Origin of the sequence: Microcoleus sp. T3_A4 (genome assembly GCF_036700465.1) — a bacterium.
Lineage (GTDB): Bacteria > Cyanobacteriota > Cyanobacteriia > Cyanobacteriales > Microcoleaceae > Microcoleus.
The window spans coordinates 92,329-109,083 of record NZ_JAUBOY010000012.1 but is presented as its reverse complement, the minus strand read 5'-3'; the positions used below and the strand labels follow the sequence as shown (position 1 = coordinate 109,083).

Genomic DNA, 16,755 nt, shown 5'->3' with positions numbered 1-16,755 from the left:
GTAGTCGTCATTAATTGACCGGACATAATATTATATCCCTGCGTGAAATCATGCCCAAAGACTTCTCCGGTAAAAATCTCCGAGGCCGCAATTTCAAAGGTCAAAACCTCACAGGTGCAAAATTCATCGGTGCAGACATCCGAGGCGCAAATTTTACAAATGCGATCCTCAGAGAAGCTGACTTCACCCGTGCCACGGCAGGACTGCAACGCCACTGGACTATTTTTATAGTAACTATCTCGCTATTTCTATCGGCAATATCGGGATTAATGTCAGGCTTGACTACTGGTTGGGTAACATTGTTTTTCACTGCAGATAACATCAAACTGTACACCTTGATTCCAGGTGTCTTATTGCTGATTGTTTTGGCAATCTTCTTTATTGTTACCTGGCGCCAAGGTTTGGTGGCAGGTTTAGTGGCAGGGGCAGTGGCAGGGTCAGTGGCAGCGGTAGTTGCAGTGGCAGTTGCAGGGGCAGGGGCAGGGGCAGGGGCAGGGGCAGTTGCAGGGGCAGGGGCAGGGGCAGGGGTAGTTGCAGTGGCAGGGGCAGTTGCAGGTTTAGTTGCAGGGGCAGGGACATGGGCAGTTGCAGGGGCAGTTGCAGTTGCAGGGGCAGTTGCAGGGGCAGGGGCAGTGGCAGGGGCAGGGGCAGTTGCAGGGGCAGGGGCAGGGGCAGTTGCAGGACTAGGTATTTACAGTGCTTGGCGAGTTCTGGCTGGGGATGAGAAAGAGGCCTTGATTCGCACCATTGTCATTGCCTTTGCCGCTACAGGCGGCACAAGTTTTCGCAATGCCGATTTAACTGATGCCAATTTCACTGAGGCAACTCTCAAAAGTACAGATTTTAGAACAGCCAATCTCACTCGCACTTGCTTCCACAAAACAGAAAAGCTCGATCGCGCGCGAGTTGGTAATTCGATATTAGCTGATACCCGCATCCGAGAATTACTCATCACTCGCAATGGCTACAAAAAATCCTATGTTGGTGCGAATCTCCAAGGAGGAAACCTGACAGGCGTTAATCTAAACGAGGCTAATCTCAAGCAGGCTAATCTCAACGAAGCAACTTTGCATCAAGCTAATTTGGAATCGGCAAACCTCACTGACACTCAAGCCTTGGCAACAGATTTTACAGAAGCTTGTTTTACAGGTGCTTGTTTGGAAGCTTGGAACATTGACGCTAATACAAAGCTCGATCGCGTAGACTGTCGGTTTGTCTATCTTCTAGAATATCCCAAACCGGCAACTGACGATCGTGAACGTCGCCCCAGCAGTGGCGAATTTGCACCGAGAGAATTTACCAAACTGTTTGAGGAGGTTTTGAACACCATCGATCTAATTTTTCGTAACGGTATTGAGTGGAAAGCTTTTGTTGCTGCCTTCAAAAAAGTGCAAGTGGAAAATGAAGGAACGGAACTTACTATTCAGAGTATTGAAAATAAAGGCGATGGAGTCATTGTTGTCAAAGTTAGCGTACCACCTGATGCTAATAAGGAGCATATTCATCAAAATTTCACACAAATTTATGAACTAATGGTGGCACGATTGAAAGATAAAGACAAGCATATAACATTTCTGGAAGGAGTCGTTAATCAACTGGCTGCTAAACCTGTTACCATAGAAGTTAAAGCTACAGCAGAGAATAAAATCGGAAGCGACAACATCGACCAAAGTCGCAAAGTTGAAATTTCAGGAGGAACGATTAGCGCTACCGGTGCCGGCTCATTAAGTTTAGGAGATAATGGCGGTACAACAGCCAACACGATCGAGCAGTTGCCTGATTCTGCCGTTAGCGCAGCCCTCGAAGAGGATCGTCCTTAATCACAAAGTGAGTAATGCTATAATTTTAGTCAAACTCTGGTAACAGCGGAAATCAAAGCTATGAGCGTATCAGTAGGTTCAGAGAAACCGGAATTTAAAGAATTACTGCTGCAATTGCAAGCTGCCATTGCGAATGAAAATACAGAATTGTCAATCCAGAGTATAGAAAATTCCGAAAAGGGAGTAATTGCCATCTTTGTCAATGCTCTGAGAGATGATAAGCAAGCTATAATTTATCACGAGTTAAAGCAAAACTACGAACTACTGTTAAAGGCTATTGAAGATAAATATCAAGCTGAATTGCGAGCCAAAGATTGCGAGATTGCCATGTACCGTCAAGAGATAGCTATTTCCGAAGCAGTTTCTAAAAGTTTAACACAGCTTGAAACCGATGCTCATTCCAGTCAGGAAGATGAGTCGATCGCCGAATCAGAGGATGTGGAGTCACTAAGGGCGATCGCCCAAAAATACAAGGCAGAAGTAAATTATAAAGATGAGGAAATCGCTTTATATCGCCAGCAAATAGCTGAAATGAGAGAACTAACAGAGATGTTAGCTAAACAACCACTCTCGATTAATATTATTCAGGAGGATAAGTAAGCATAAACTCTGAGCCAAATCATGCAAAATGACGAAAGTCTTACTCGAATCATCCAGGCCTATGAGCAAATTATCAAAGATTTAGAAACCAAGCACAAATATGAACTGCAAGCTAAAGAGAGAGAAATAGCATTTTACCGTCAAAAAAGTTTTGAGCTGAATGAACTTCTAAAATTGTTGGCTACGCGACCTGTTAATGTTAAGATTACTAATAAACCTAAATCTACATCAGAGAGTAAAGCTATGAGTGACCAAATCGACCAAAGTCGTAAGATTGAAATTACAGGCGGAACCGTTAACGCTAGCGGCGCAGGAGCCTTAAGTTTAGGTGATATCAGCGGTACTGTTGCCAATACAATTAATCAATTATCTGATTCTGCTAAACCAGATGAACCTGGAATCAAAGAATTACTGACTGAGTTACAAACAGCGATCGAGGCTGAAACTGATTTATCTGATGATGATAAAGCAGAAGCTTTGGAACAGGTAAAAACTTTGGCAGAAGTAGGGAAAAATCCCCAAGAAAGTACAATGCAAAAGGCGGGGAAAACGGCAATGAAGATTTTGAAAGGGACTATTGCTGGTTTACCTAGTGCGGCGACATTGGTGGAAGCTTGCAGTAAATTGTTGCCCGCGATCGCAAGTCTCTTACTTTTACCCTGAAATCCAATATCAACGCCCAGTAAGTAATTGTATTTTTAGGGCGGGCGAGACGCCCACCCCACGAATATTCTTCGCTTCAATCAAAATGACAGCGCAGCTTACCGTCCAGATTTTCTCGGCGGTGTACCGTTAGCCCGCTTCCGGCGGATCAGCACGCTCATCACCTGCTTCGGATTAGCTGCACGTTGTACGGGGCTCCAATCGCCGACTTCGGCAAATCCCAGTCGGTACAAAGTGAGTATGGTTTCCCTGACACCCGATCGCGAACCGACAACCGTTAACAGCACGACTTCCTGTTCCGATACTGCTGCTGAGTCGTCATTTGGGCGATCGGACTTGTTGTCGTCAGGCACGAATTCCTGTGACATATTATGTTCTCCTGGTTTTGGGTTTTCTAGAAAAACCCAAAAACCCAGCCGCCCCGCAGTTCAACACATAGCAGGGCGGCTACAGAGGATGTTAAGATACTCCGTTAGCCTCCAGACTGCTCGTACCAGTTTGGCGGTTAGCTGTCCATTGCTGTTCGTAGCAGCTTTGGGCAGTGCAACTAGATTTTTGGGCGACGCGGGCTGCCTCCTCTACAAGCAAGCAACCTCTCACTTCAAAGCGTAGCCGCAGATGGGGGCCGCCGTCAATCGATTTTGGATTTTCGATTTTGGATTTTGGATTGAAGAATTGAGCCCCGGACTAATCTGGGGGCTTTGGGGGTTTTGATGCGGGATTGGCGGGTTTGGGGCGATCGCACCAATCCTACTCACAAAACGAATGCTGGTATTTTCAACTTACCAACTACAACGGCGATACTTTGTCGCGTTCCATCTCCTCGTGGGGAGTCGTTTTGCCGTTCAAAATTGTGCCATCATCGGGCAAATTTTCTAATCGATCGCGCTTCTTAAAGCGATCGCGAGCCGAGACAACCACCACATACAGAACCGGCACCATAAACAAACTCAAGACAGTAGAAACAACCATCCCCCCCGCGATCGCATTCCCTAGCGATCGGCGGCTCGCTGCACCCGCACCTTCTGGGTTAATCAGAGGAGAAATACCCAAAACGAAAGCCAGAGAAGTCATCAAAATCGGTCGTAAACGCTCTTGAGAAGCCTCAACTGCCGCCTTAGCAATTGAATATCCCTGCTCCCGTAACTGGTTCGCAAACTCCACGATTAAAATCGCATTTTTACTAGCCAATCCAATCAACATCACCAAACCAATCTGGCAATAAACATCATTCGCCAAACCCCGCAACGACTGAGCTAAAAGAGCACCTAAAATCGCCAGAGGCACCGATAGCAAAATAATGAAAGGATCCACATAATTTTCGTACTGAGCCGCCAACACCAAAAACACAAAAATCAGCCCCAAACCGAAAATAATCGGTGCTTGACCGCCCGATTCAATTTCTTCTAAAGAACTCCCCGACCATTCATAGCCAAAACCCGAGGGCAAAACTTGAGCCGACACCTTTTCCATCGATTTTAGCGCCTGTCCAGAACTCGCTCCCGGCGCAGGAGAGCCAGTAATTTCTATTGACCTATACAAATTGTAGTGGTTAACAGTTTGTGCTCCGACCACCGGAGTAATCTTCACCAAATTGCTCAAAGAAATCATTTCATTCTTTCCAGAGCGCACATACAATTTCCCAATATCTTCAGGGTTATCACGAAACTGTTTATCCGCCTGAACATACACCCGATAATTACGCTGCTGGAGGTTAAAATCGTTCACATACTGAGCACCCAGAGCCGTTTGTAACGTACTGAAAACATCATTAATGGGAATATCTAGAGCCTTAGCTCGATTGCGGTCAACCTCCACAATTAACTGAGGTGTATTCGCTGCAAACGTACTAAATACCGCTTGCAATCCCGGTGTCTGATTTGCCTGCTTCAAAATCCCGCCCATAGTCTGGACTAAGCCATCTAAACCGCTGTTACCTTTGCGGTCTTGCAATTGAAATTGGAAACCCCCAAATTGACCTAAACCTTGAATGGCAGGCGGATTGACTGGGAAAATTCTAGCTTCGGGAATCGAGAAAAACTTACCCCGCAACTTACCAATAATCGCTTGTACAGTTTGATCTTCTCCGTGACGTTCTTCCCAGGCTTTCAGCGTAGTAAATATAATCCCTTGATTAGAAGTGCTACCGCTAAAACCAAATCCACCCACTGAAAAAGTCCCGACAACTTCAGGAAGTTTGAGGATTTCTTGTTCTACTTGATCCATTACTTTCTGAGTGTATTGCAGCGAAACACCCTGGGGGCCTTGAATAATTGTCATAAAATAGCCCTGGTCTTCTTCCGGGATAAATGCTGTGGGGACTGATAAATAAAGCCAAGCTGTTACTCCCAGAGAAGCGATGAATACGAGGGTGACAATAGTCTTAATTCCTGTGAGAAATATTAAGGATTTGCGATATTGCCGCTGTACCCAATCGAGAACTGCATTAAACTTGTCAAAAACCCAACCCACCGGACCCCCAAACTTCGGACTTCGACGCAGTAATATTGCTGAAAGTGAGGGCGTAAGAGTAATAGCAATAAAGGTAGACAGCAATACTGAAAAAGCAATTGTCAGCGCAAATTGTTTATAAAGCGCTCCTGTAGTTCCGGGGAAAAATGCCACTGGTACGAACACTGCCATCAACACTAAAGAAGTCGCAATTACAGCGCTAAAAAGCTCCCGCATTGACTCAAAAGCCGCTTGGCGGGCATTCATACCTTGGCGGATCAGGCGGTCAATATTTTCTACTACAATGATAGCGTCATCAACCACTAATCCCGTTGCTAATGTCAGACCAAACAGTGATAAACTGTTAATCGTAAATCCGAAAACTTTGATAAAGGCAAACGTTCCAATCAAAGAAATTGGAATTGTGATGGTAGGAATAATAGTTGTGCGCCAGTCTTGCAAGAAAACAAAAATCACTATCACCACTAGCAAGACTGATTCAAATAAGGTCTTGACTACTTCTGCCATCGACTCTTCTACAAACAAAGTCGTGTCCAGCGCTACTCTATGTATCAACCCCGGCGGGAAAGCAACCGCTAGTTTTTCCATTTCTGTTTTGACGGCATGGGCAACATTCAAAGCATTACTTCCAGGCAGTTGGTAAATCCCTAAACCTACTGCATCATTGCCTCGAAATCGCAGAAATGAGCTGTAATTCTCTGCCCCTAGTTCTGCTCTCCCCACATCTTTTAATTTAACTAACGTTCCATTTGTCTCTGTTTTGAGGACGATATCTTCAAATTCTGCTGGTTCTTTGAGGCGACTTTCAGCACGCAAGTCAATTTGATACATTTGTCCCTGTGGAGCAGGTTCTTGGCCAACTCTCCCAGCACCAACTTGCAAGTTTTGTTCGTTGAGAGCCCTCGTTACATCTTGCATTGTGAGACGGCGAGCTGCTAGTTTATTGGGATCTATCCATAAACGCATTGCATAACGTCTTTCCCCAAAAATTCGCACGTCGCCCACACCTTTTACCCGTTTTAAAGCATCTGCTAAATATAGGTCAGCGTAGTTGCTTAAAAATATGGTGTCGTATTCTTTATTTTCTGTAAATAAGCCGATCGCTAATAGGAGACTGGTAGATTGTTTGGTAACTGTAACTCCTGTGCGTTGTACGGCATCTGGTAGCTGGGGTTGAGCAACTGCAACTCGATTTTGAACATCGACGCCGGCAATGTCTTTGTTGCGCGAGGAGTCAAAGGTAGCTGTAATGGTGCTAGTGCCATCGTTACTACTACTGGAAGTTAGATATTTTAGTCCTTCAACGCCGTTGATTTGCCTTTCTAGGATGTTGGTAACTGCATTTTCGACAATTTCAGCACTCGCCCCGCTATAGTTAGCTGTGACGTTGATTTGGGTAGGGCTGATGTCGGGGAAGCGCTCGATCGGCAATGTGGGAATGCTGATTGCGCCTACCAAAACAATAATTAAGGCGCAGACGCTAGCAAATACTGGTCGTTTAATAAAGAAATCTGCAAACATTATTTGGGTAATGGGTAGTTGTTAGTTGATAATTGCTAATTCCTAATTGCAGGCACTTCAGTCAAAAATTAAAATAGCCCCCTTTTTTATAGCGGAGCAATCAATTAGTTTCACGTAAGGTACATAGTTGCGCTTGAGCGCTCTTAATTACCATCTTAAGAGCGCTCAAGCGCAACAACATACCTTATTTTTTGCTTTCTACTGGTAATTTTTCTCCTGAGCCTTTTCCTTCCTCTTGAGCCATAATCGGAACACCGTCTGTCAGGTTAAGGATGCCTGCGGTAACAATTTTTTCCCCGGCTTTCAAACCTTCGATAACTTGATAATTATTCCCCTCAATGGCTCCCAATTTCACGGATTTTTGCCGCGCTACTAAAGGTGGCATTCCAGGTTTTGCCTGTTCCGGCTTTTGAGCTGTGAAGACAAATGTTTCCCCACCTAAGCGAGTGACTGCTGTGACTGGAACTAAAATTCCGGGGTTCTGTTTCCAGATGACTTTAGCTTTTACAAACTGGAGATTAAGCAGTTCGCCGGTGGGGTTGGGAAAGGTGGCTTTAGCTAAAATTGTTTGGGAATTGGCGCTGACGTTGGGGGAGATAAAACTGATTTGACCTTGGGCGATCGCCTTACCTTGAGCGTCGAGCATTTGTACTGGCAGCCCTAAGCGTAATTGAGGCTGCCGTTCCAAAGGAATTGATAACCGCAAGTCTAGCAATTGGTTCTCAGTCAGGGTGGCAATGGCATCACCTTTTTGCAAGAAATCACCTACTTTCACTGGTATGTCGCCGATGACTCCTGCGAAGGGCGCGATGACCGCAGTTTCTTGTAGTTGTACTTCAAAGCCGCGCACTTGAGCGGCGGCCTCGGCAACTTGCGCTTCAGCTTGATCGAGCTGTTCTTGGCGAGTGCCGTTGGCTAACTGCGCTAATCTGCTCTTGGCTTGTGCGACTTCTGCTTCGGCTTTGGCTATTTCCTCTGGGCGCGAACCGTTTTGCAGTTGCCGCAAAGCTTGCCGCTGTTGTTGCAAGGCGGCTGTCCGGCGCTCGATCTCGGCTTGTCTGTTCTTTTGTCGCTGCTCAAACCGCCTTTGAGCTTCTCTGAGGTTGGCTTTGGCGCTGCCTTCTTTTTGGGTGTATTGCTCAAGGGTGTTGGCGGATTCTGCACCTTCTTTTGCCAATGCCTGATATCTGGCAAGCTGCTGGCTGGCTAACTTTGCTTCGGCTGTGCTTGCTTCTATTTGCGCTCTGGCTTGAGCGATGTCTTCTAAGAGGCTACCTGTTTGGGCGTCGGCGAGGTCGGCTTCAGCTTGGGAAACGCGGGCTTGGGCTTGACCAATTTCTTCTGGCCGAGAGCCCGATCGCAGTTGGGCGAGGTTGGCTTGGGCTTGGGCGACTTGGGCTTGAGCTTGGGCGATTTCTTCGGGCCTGGCTCCTGCTTGCAATTCGGCTAAATGGGATTGAGCGCGGATCAGGTTGGCTTGGGATTGCCTCAAGTCAGCTTGGGCGCTCTCGCTTTTCATGCGGGCGATGGCTTGCCCTTTGTTTATGAAGTCCCCGGATTTGACAAAAATCTCCGTGACTAGCCCTTCTACTTCGGGTTTGATTTCTACCGAACGCTTGGCTTCTAAGCTGCTGACAAATTCCGAGGAATCTTGGACTGAGCTGGTTTGTACGGCTGCCAGCTTGACTGGTATGCCTGGGGGTTGGGCTGCTGCTGCCGGTTGCTGTGCGCGATTCTGACCCGATTGCCACGAGTACCAGCCGAAACCTGCTGCGCCTGTGGCGATCGCGATCACGGCAATTAGGGGCCAGCGCGATCGTGATTTAGCAACAGGTTGGGGGCGATCGAGAACGGTTGCAGAATCCTGCAGTTGATCGCTGTCTGCATCGGTTGGGTGCTGTTCGGGTTTAGCAACAGGTTCGGGGCGATCGGCAACGGCTGCCAAATCCTGCGGTCGATCACTGTCGGCATCGGTTGGGTGCAGTTCCGGTGTGGGAGATTTTTGCTTTTCAGCTTCAACGACGGATTCTGGGGATTTAGAATAACTCATTGGCAGCACCACTTAGATTTTTTTTAACTTCTGACTGAGACTTGGGCGAAATCTTTGATTTTCCGGCGTTCCTCTCAAACATGGGGGAATAAGGACAAGGGATTTTAAACAGGATGGAATCGGGAAAGTCTCTTTTTAATGGGGTTGGGGTTTGTGCAGGGCTTTAGTCCCATCGCAGTTAGCAAAGCCAGGGAGTGATTATTTTTAGGAAAGCTTCTTGTTATCTCTCAAAAGTTACGATGGCAGGCAAGATTACACATCCTTCTTATGACTCACCTGAGTGGGTGAGTTGGAAGGATTTTTCCTTGGAGTCGGCGGATTCAGCGAAGGTTGGGGAGTCACGCACTCCGGCGATCGCCCTTTTTTCCTTGGCTAGTTGCTCGGTTAACCACTCTATCTCTGACGCCAGCACTGACTTGCAGCGATCGCGAGAGGCAAATTGATAGTCGTCGGTTAGTGGATATTCGCTCTTGAGGCTTTCGATGTAGTCTTGCCGGGTGTAACAGGCTCGCAAGCGGTGTTCCAATAGCTTCAGCCGTTCTGCTGGTTCTAAGTCGCCAAAAAAGAAAAACTTGATTTGGAACCGGGAACCACTGTTAACCCAGCTTTCTTGAGGGTGTTCGAGCATTTTTTGCCGCCAGAGTTCGCGCCCTTGGGCGGTAATTCCGTAGATTTTGCGCGGACAACCTGCATCTCCGGCTTCTTCGGCAATTACCGAAATCTCCCCTCGCTCTTCCAAGCGCTTCAACAGCGGGTAAATCGCTCCGTAGTTGACGCTGATGCAACTGCTCATAAACAGCTCCAGTTTTTGCTTTAACCGATAGCCGTGCAGGGGTTGCAACTGTAGCAGCCCAAGGGCTGATAATTCAAGCATTTATATCAATTTGATATTATAGTCTGGATTATATCACTATATCGGACTCAAGGGCGATCGGGTCAATAGCTAGTTTCCAAGAAAATCGAGATTTAAGTACACATTTAATGAGTTTTGTCAATACCCTTAAGATATACTTTTCAGAACCCAGAGTGAATTTTTTTGTGGAACAGGCATCTGGCCTGTTCTTGAGAATGGTGCAAGATCTCAGATTTCTGCCACATATCTCTTCTTGGCAAGAGAATCAGAACTTTTATTGGTAGGAGTTGGTTGAATTTTTCAACCCTGACACACTTTAGTATTTATTGAAGATTGATTGCAGCCACTGTTTTTTTTGTAGCTAATACTCGTATTATTTTTCTCAAGTATTGCAGTAAAAAAAGTGTTGGGTTTGTTTCCACTCGCCCTGTTTGTAATGTACGGATCTGTGAGATTTTAGCTCTTTGTTGAGGCATAAAAAAAAGCAACGCACCATACGGGTCGTTAAAGCCAGATGTTTTTCCATGCCCGTAATCATCCTCAAGGATGATTTTTTAGGAAAACTTTCCCCGATTATCTGCTATTAATATGACACAAAGAGAGTGATTTATCTTGCTCATCAAACCCCAATTAACGCCCTGTAATTACTTGAAAGAGCCATCCAAAAAGCATCACACTCAAGAAAATCACGCCTCCGACAATTAATATCAAACCCAACAGCAACGCCGCCACAAATAGCCAATCGGCTTTTTTGCCTTGTTCAGGGGAACCTAAATGAGCATCCAGCAATTCTATATTTTTGACATTAGCTTTCCAAGCAACATCCACCAAATCTCCGGCTACCGGTACAGTACCAGCCACTGTATCAAATACGATATTAGCTGCCATTTTTACTAAGGTCTCTTGAGGCACTCCCATTTGAGCGGATTTGAAGACAACATATCCTGCAAAAATTGAACTGATTACATCGCCGCCGCCCGGTATCAGTCCCAATATCGGATCGAGTCCGATGCGGTACTTTGTGCCGGGAATCGGAATTGCATTGTCTAGTAAATGGCTGATCCGGCGCAGTCGGCGCAAGGATGCTACATGAGATGGGCTGGGGTTATTTGGGGAGGAATTTTGTATAGGAGAACGTGACATTTAATGGCTCTCGATTGCGATATTACTGCTAGTTTATGATATTTATTGAAGCATATTCAATTTTTTTCACTATGCCTCAAGCAGATTTTTACTGATTTTGGGCGATCGCCTTTTGTTTGTTTTTGAATGCACAGAAACCCGGTTTCTGTTCAAAACCGGGTTTCTTGCTTCTAGCTGGGGGCTTTTAATTTAGCCTGTTATTTGTTGCCTTCAGTGAAGTCGGCGTCAATCACGTCGTCGCCGCCTGTCGGGCCACCGTCTCCGTAGCCGCCGGGGCCACCAGGGCCGTCAGTTGGGCCGCCTGCTTGCTGGTACAGGTTGCTGCTGACAGCGTAGAATGCTTGCTGCAACTCTGTTGTTAGGGTTTTGATGCGATCGTCATCTTCGCTCTCGATCGCGGATCGCAAGTCTTTAAGCAACCCTTCAATCTTAGTTTTGTCATCAGCGGGAACTTTATCGCCCAATTCTGCTAACTGCTTCTCGATTTGATAGGCTTGAGAATCAGCTTGGTTTTTGCGATCGATCCTTTCGCGACGTTCCTTGTCAGCAGCCGCATTCGCCTCGGCTTCCTTGACCATTTTCTCGACTTCATTGCTGGGCAAAGTAGAAGCACCAGTAATGCTAATCGATTGCTCCTTGCCAGTACCTTTATCCTTAGCAGCTACATTCAAAATACCGTTAGCGTCGATATCGAAAGTAACTTCAATTTGAGGTACGCCACGGGGGGCTGGAGGAACTCCATCTAAGCGGAAGGTTCCCAAATCCTTGTTATCATTCGCCATTTCCCGTTCGCCTTGCAAAACGTGAATTTCCACGTTTGTTTGGCCGTCTACAGCAGTCGAGAAAGTTTCCGACTTCTTGGTAGGAATAGTGGTGTTGCGGGGAATGATTTTGGTCATCACGCCACCCAAGGTTTCGACGCCGAGAGACAGCGGAGTAACGTCGAGCAACAGAATGTCTTTGACTTCGCCGGAAAGTACGCCGGCTTGAATTGCTGCACCGACTGCGACCACTTCGTCCGGGTTTACCGTTTGGTTGGGGTCTTTGCCAAGGAGTTTTTTAACCAGTTCTTGCACCGCAGGAATGCGCGTAGAACCACCAACTAAGACGACTTCATTAATTGCAGATTTGTCTAATTTGGCGTCGCGGATCGCATTTTCTACGGGGATGCGGGAGCGATCGATCAAATCCGAGCACAGTTCTTCAAACTTGCCCCGCGTCAAAGTCGTGTCCAAGTGTTTTGGCCCGTCTTGAGTCGCGGTAATAAACGGCAGGTTGATTTCTGCTTGGGTAACGCTTGAAAGCTCAATCTTGGCTTTTTCTGCTGCTTCCGTCAGGCGTTGCAGTGCTTGTTTGTCTTTGCGAAGGTCAATGCCTTCGGCTCTTTGGAATTCATTAGCGATGAAATCAACAATTTTTTTATCGAAATCGTCACCGCCGAGGTGAGTGTCTCCAGAAGTTGCTAACACTTCAAACACGCCGTCGCCTACTTCGAGAATAGATACGTCGAAAGTACCGCCACCTAAGTCAAATACGAGGATGGTTTCGTTGCTCTTTTTATCTAACCCGTAAGCTAAAGCTGCTGCTGTAGGTTCGTTAATAATCCGCAGCACTTCTATACCGGCAATTTTTCCCGCGTCTTTCGTAGCTTGGCGCTGGGAGTCGTTAAAGTAAGCGGGAACAGTAATTACCGCTTGGGTAACAGTTTCGCCGAGGTATTTGCTGGCGTCTTCTACGAGTTTGCGGAGAACTTGTGCAGAAATTTCTTCTGGGGCAAATTGCTTGCCACGGGCGGGACAGTCTAGTTTGAGGCTGTTGCCGACTTTGAGAACTTTGTAGGAAACTTCAGTGGTTTCGTGGGTTACTTCATCAACCCGACGCCCGATAAACCGTTTTACTGAGTAAAAGGTGTTTTCGGCATTCATCACGGCTTGACGCTTGGCGATTTGTCCGACAAGTTGATCCCCATTTTTAGCGTATGCTACTACAGAAGGTGTGGTGCGACCCCCTTCGGCGTTGGCTATGACGGTGGGTTTGCCGCCTTCCATAACTGCGACGCAGGAGTTTGTCGTACCTAAGTCAATTCCAACTACTTTTCCCATAGGGGTGTTCCGGCTCCAATCTCTACAAAATTTTGGTTTTCTATCTGTGTGATAGTCTGGTTATTCAGGACTGCGATTTCACCTGTGGGGGGTGTACGGATAGTGAGTCCTGCTTTAATACAGTCTTAGATAGGTGCTTATCTCTATACTGCGGGTGGTTAGACCAGGCGATGAAGGCGTGTTTACCGAACCTTTTGGGGGACGGTTGCATTCATGAGGTTTGCACCGCTACAGTTGTTGACTGCTTTTCTTTACTCTTCCTAATGTACGGGGTTGGAGCGATTCGGGTATTGTGGCAAACCGTATACGTTGTGTTGTATTTGCCGTCTTTGTTGTATAAATTTTGTTTGGTTGGTAGGGGCGATCCGTTTTTTGGCTTCAAATCAGGTTTAATATCATTTCCGGTTACACTCATACATGATGTTGACGGTTGACGGTTGACAGTGGACAGTGAACAGTCAACAGTGAACAGCGAACTTGAATTTACTATTCCGATGCTAACGGATTTGATATAACATCAATTCTAAAAAGGGATAGGGCAATGCCGTGTCCCTAGCCGTTTACTTCCAGGCTGTGCCGGGGAAGGAATATTTTATTGAGGGAGAGCCTCAAGTCCGCCTCCTGGGAATCTCGGAAAATTAGTGAATTTTCCAGCTTTTCATTGCTATTTTTTACCGATCAGCAGAGCTGCCGGAAAGTAACTGAGAGCGTCACCAATTGCCAACGTACCGTTACTTTCTACCGCCTGATTTGTAATTGCATCTTTCCAAACCGACGGCATTTGCTCGGATAATTTCAAATTAGTATCTTTCCAGACTTGTTTGCCGATCGGCATTTCTTCCGGTTTGACAATTCCCGTCAAAAACCGGGGAGCAATGACAATAACTGTAGTCTCTCCAAAGCTTCTGGCAAAGGCAACAACATTATCTTTAAACGTGCCAACTGCTTCCAGGGGCAGATAATCGCCAGATTGAAAAACTTGCAAGTATTTTTTTCTCGCTTCTAGCGCTCTTGCCGTCAAAAACAACTTAATTCTCGCGTCTTCTCGCGTCGCAATCAAATCTTCAACCAGTTGCAAAATATCCGTCTGAGCTTGCTCTTTAATTTCCCCCAAAACCTCGATTCTGCGCTCAAAATCCACGGGACGGCGGTTATCCGGATCGACGTGGCTTAAATCCCAGAATTCCGTCCCTTGATAAATGTCGGGAACGCCCGGGGACGTGATTTTCAGCAGCGTTTGAGATAAAGAATTGAAAATTCCGTAATTAGCTACTTTTTTACAGAAAGGTGTAAATTTGTTGAGAAACTGATTTTGTTCCGAAGGTTCGAGAACGGTATCGACAAAGGTCATAAAACCAGCTTCGTAATCGTTATCCGGTCTCAGCCAAGCCGTATAAACTTTGGCTTCACGGACAGCTTTAATCACATAATCTTTCAGGCGATGGACATAATCAGTGTTTTCAATTCCCTCAAAGGGAAAACTGCCGAGCAGAGTTTGGTACAGGAAGTATTCGTCATTAGTATCGGGAACCATTCGATTCGCAAAGTTGACTTTCTTAGAAGAGTTTACCTCTCTCCAAGACCTGACTTGCTGTTCCCATTCATCGGGAATTTCTGACAAAACGTTTATTCTGGCTCGCACATCTTCGCCACGTTTGGTATCGTGGGTAGCTGTAGCATTCATTTTGTGCGGCCAAGCGACTTGCTGTTGTTTGTTGAACTCGTGAAAATCTCCCAGCGACACGCCGAACTGACTGGGATTTCCTCCCACTTCGTTGAGGGATAAAAGCCGATAGTAGACGTATAAAAGCGTGTCTTCAACGCCTTTTGCCATTAATGGGCCCGTCAACTGCTGGAGTTTCATTACAAAGTGCCGACGCTGCTCTTTTTGTTCTGGTGTTAGAGTTTCTTCTTCTTCCAGTAACAGCACCGTTTCGATAAATTTAAGTTCCTTGAGGAGTCTGGGTGCTTGTTGTTTGGCATGGGCGATCGCATATTGTACGTAAGTGCGATCGGACTCTCTCAAACCGTCTTGATTGATGTAAGTTCGGTAGACTGGAAAAATCGTCAAAACCGCCGCCAATGCTTTTTCCAAACCGGGACGAGTAAAGTCGTTTCCCTGTCTGGATTGACCCGAGATATTCTTCAAAAGTTGAGCTAGATTGTCTACATCTCCCGCCAAGTTTTTCTCAACAATCAGCCCTTTTTTATCTAAAAACAACTGTTCATAGGGAACATTCAAGCGAGTAAATCTCTGATATATTTCGCTAAATTGCTGTTCGCGATCGCAACGACAAAAAACGCCGTTTACGTAATTCAAAAAGTCGTAGCCGCTCGTTCCCTCAATCGGCCAATATGACGGCAAATCTTCTTCGTGTTCCAGAATTTTTTCAACAGTAATGTAAGTATCTCCGACTTTCTCCCGGAGTCGTTTCAAATATTCTGTGGGGTCGTAAAGTCCGTCGATGTGGTCGATTCTCAATCCGGTAAACTTTCCCTCATCAACCATGTCGAATATCAGAGCATGGTTTTTGTGAAAAACTTTAATCTCTTCAACTTTTACCGAAATAAGTTCGTTGACCGTAAAAAACCTTCGGTAGTTAATTTCTTCTGCCCCCACTTTCCAGAAAGACAGACGGTAAAACTGCTCGGAAAGCAAATCGTCTAGCAGATTAAAGCTTTCGGCATTTCCCTTTTCTCCGTTAAAAACTTTGATATTTTCATCAATGAATTCCTGTACAAGGGGATTTTGGTTGTAGAGTTCCCACAGCAGTCCTTTAACAAAAGCTATCTGATCGTATCGGGTTTTACCTTTAGTTTCTGAAGGTGTATTTTTAATCAAATAAAGAATTCCTAAAAACTTGATAAAATCTGGATGGCGTCTGCCTAATTCTCTGGCTAAATGCCCCAAATTATGACTAATAAATTTAGCATAAGATTCAATTCTTACGGGCAATTGTAAGCTATAATAATTGATGCTCAGCCCATTTTCGCTGTATTTGAGTTGAATCTCGCCATTTTCCAAACACTCTCCATAAAAATTGCCCAGCAGCGGAGCCAGCACTCGACCTCTGAGATGTTCGTAAGCATGATTCCATTCAATATCAAAGTAATCGAAATAGTCGGAATCGGGCCCGTGTTCCAATACGTCTAACAGCAGCAAATTTTGAGTGTCGTAAGCCATGTGATTCGGGACAATATCTTGCAGCCATCCCATGTTCCGTTTCTTGATTTCGTATGTGAGGGCTTCAAAATTTTCTGAGGTTCCCAATTCGGGATTGAGCTGATTTGAGTCAACGACATCGTATCCGTGAGAGCTGCCTTTTCTGGCTTTAAATATCGGTGAAGCGTAAAGGTCAGTAATTCCTAAATCTTCTAGATAGCTAAGGATTTGTTTGGCGGCTTCAAAGTTAAAACCTCCATGAAATTGAATCCGATAAGTTGTTGTGGGAATTCTCATCATGTTAATTTTACTCCTGCTTGTTTAGGGTTTTCTTTTTTAATATTATGAGGCAGAGCCTCCTCTACTGC

The 16,755-nt window shown here is 45.8% G+C and carries 11 protein-coding genes; 3 read left to right on the top strand and 8 right to left on the bottom strand.

What is annotated here, in order from left to right:
* Positions 1-50 precede the first annotated feature (50 nt).
* From QUA07_RS09220 to QUA07_RS09210, 3 genes are read left to right on the top strand one after another with little or no spacing between them, the layout of a single operon-like run.
* Positions 51-1,820, top strand: a complete 1,770-nt coding sequence (locus QUA07_RS09220; protein ID WP_333324325.1) for a pentapeptide repeat-containing protein — start codon at positions 51-53, stop codon at positions 1,818-1,820.
* A gap of 60 nt (positions 1,821-1,880) precedes the next feature.
* Positions 1,881-2,420, top strand: coding sequence for a hypothetical protein (locus QUA07_RS09215; RefSeq protein ID WP_333324321.1), 540 nt, complete (start codon positions 1,881-1,883; stop codon positions 2,418-2,420).
* Positions 2,421-2,441: 21 nt separating this feature from the next.
* Entirely contained in the window at positions 2,442-3,083 is a 642-nt protein-coding gene (locus QUA07_RS09210; protein WP_333324319.1) for a hypothetical protein, read from the top strand.
* A 98-nt stretch (positions 3,084-3,181) separates the two neighbouring features.
* Here QUA07_RS09210 and QUA07_RS09205 read toward each other — a convergent pair whose 3' ends face one another.
* The 8 genes from QUA07_RS09205 to treY all read right to left on the bottom strand — a co-directional run bounded on the left by QUA07_RS09205 (position 3,182) and on the right by treY (position 16,684).
* Entirely contained in the window at positions 3,182-3,451 is a 270-nt protein-coding gene (locus QUA07_RS09205; RefSeq protein WP_333324318.1) for a hypothetical protein, read from the bottom strand.
* A gap of 91 nt (positions 3,452-3,542) precedes the next feature.
* On the bottom strand, positions 3,543-3,671 hold the full coding sequence (locus QUA07_RS09200) for a hypothetical protein (protein WP_333324317.1): 129 nt from the start codon (positions 3,669-3,671) through the stop codon (positions 3,543-3,545).
* A gap of 201 nt (positions 3,672-3,872) precedes the next feature.
* On the bottom strand, positions 3,873-7,076 hold the full coding sequence (locus QUA07_RS09195) for an efflux RND transporter permease subunit (protein ID WP_333324314.1): 3,204 nt from the start codon (positions 7,074-7,076) through the stop codon (positions 3,873-3,875).
* Positions 7,077-7,260: 184 nt separating this feature from the next.
* A complete protein-coding gene (locus QUA07_RS09190; protein WP_333324312.1) occupies positions 7,261-9,126 on the bottom strand; it encodes an efflux RND transporter periplasmic adaptor subunit in 1,866 nt (621 codons plus the stop codon).
* A 265-nt stretch (positions 9,127-9,391) separates the two neighbouring features.
* Positions 9,392-10,000, bottom strand: coding sequence for a PadR family transcriptional regulator (locus QUA07_RS09185; RefSeq protein WP_333324311.1), 609 nt, complete (start codon positions 9,998-10,000; stop codon positions 9,392-9,394).
* Between the two features lie 609 nt (positions 10,001-10,609).
* Complete coding sequence (locus QUA07_RS09180) at positions 10,610-11,122, bottom strand: DUF4112 domain-containing protein (protein ID WP_333324309.1); 513 nt, start codon at positions 11,120-11,122, stop codon at positions 10,610-10,612.
* Between the two features lie 197 nt (positions 11,123-11,319).
* On the bottom strand, positions 11,320-13,224 hold the full coding sequence (gene dnaK, locus QUA07_RS09175) for a molecular chaperone DnaK (protein ID WP_333324307.1): 1,905 nt from the start codon (positions 13,222-13,224) through the stop codon (positions 11,320-11,322).
* Positions 13,225-13,888: 664 nt separating this feature from the next.
* Positions 13,889-16,684 carry a malto-oligosyltrehalose synthase gene (treY, locus tag QUA07_RS09170; RefSeq protein WP_333324375.1) on the bottom strand — a complete coding sequence of 932 codons (2,796 nt, stop codon included), beginning with the start codon at positions 16,682-16,684 and terminating at the stop codon, positions 13,889-13,891.
* Between the last annotated feature and the right edge of the window lie 71 nt (positions 16,685-16,755).

Coding starts and splice junctions, on each gene's coding strand:
- QUA07_RS09195 (WP_333324314.1), bottom strand. CDS start 7,076: ATGTTTGCAGATTTCTTTATTAAACGACCAGTATTTGCTAGCGTCTGC.
- QUA07_RS09220 (WP_333324325.1), top strand. CDS start 51: ATGCCCAAAGACTTCTCCGGTAAAAATCTCCGAGGCCGCAATTTCAAA.
- QUA07_RS09180 (WP_333324309.1), bottom strand. CDS start 11,122: ATGTCACGTTCTCCTATACAAAATTCCTCCCCAAATAACCCCAGCCCA.
- QUA07_RS09185 (WP_333324311.1), bottom strand. CDS start 10,000: ATGCTTGAATTATCAGCCCTTGGGCTGCTACAGTTGCAACCCCTGCAC.
- dnaK (WP_333324307.1), bottom strand. CDS start 13,224: ATGGGAAAAGTAGTTGGAATTGACTTAGGTACGACAAACTCCTGCGTC.
- QUA07_RS09190 (WP_333324312.1), bottom strand. CDS start 9,126: ATGAGTTATTCTAAATCCCCAGAATCCGTCGTTGAAGCTGAAAAGCAA.
- QUA07_RS09215 (WP_333324321.1), top strand. CDS start 1,881: ATGAGCGTATCAGTAGGTTCAGAGAAACCGGAATTTAAAGAATTACTG.
- treY (WP_333324375.1), bottom strand. CDS start 16,684: ATGAGAATTCCCACAACAACTTATCGGATTCAATTTCATGGAGGTTTT.
- QUA07_RS09205 (WP_333324318.1), bottom strand. CDS start 3,451: ATGTCACAGGAATTCGTGCCTGACGACAACAAGTCCGATCGCCCAAAT.
- QUA07_RS09210 (WP_333324319.1), top strand. CDS start 2,442: ATGCAAAATGACGAAAGTCTTACTCGAATCATCCAGGCCTATGAGCAA.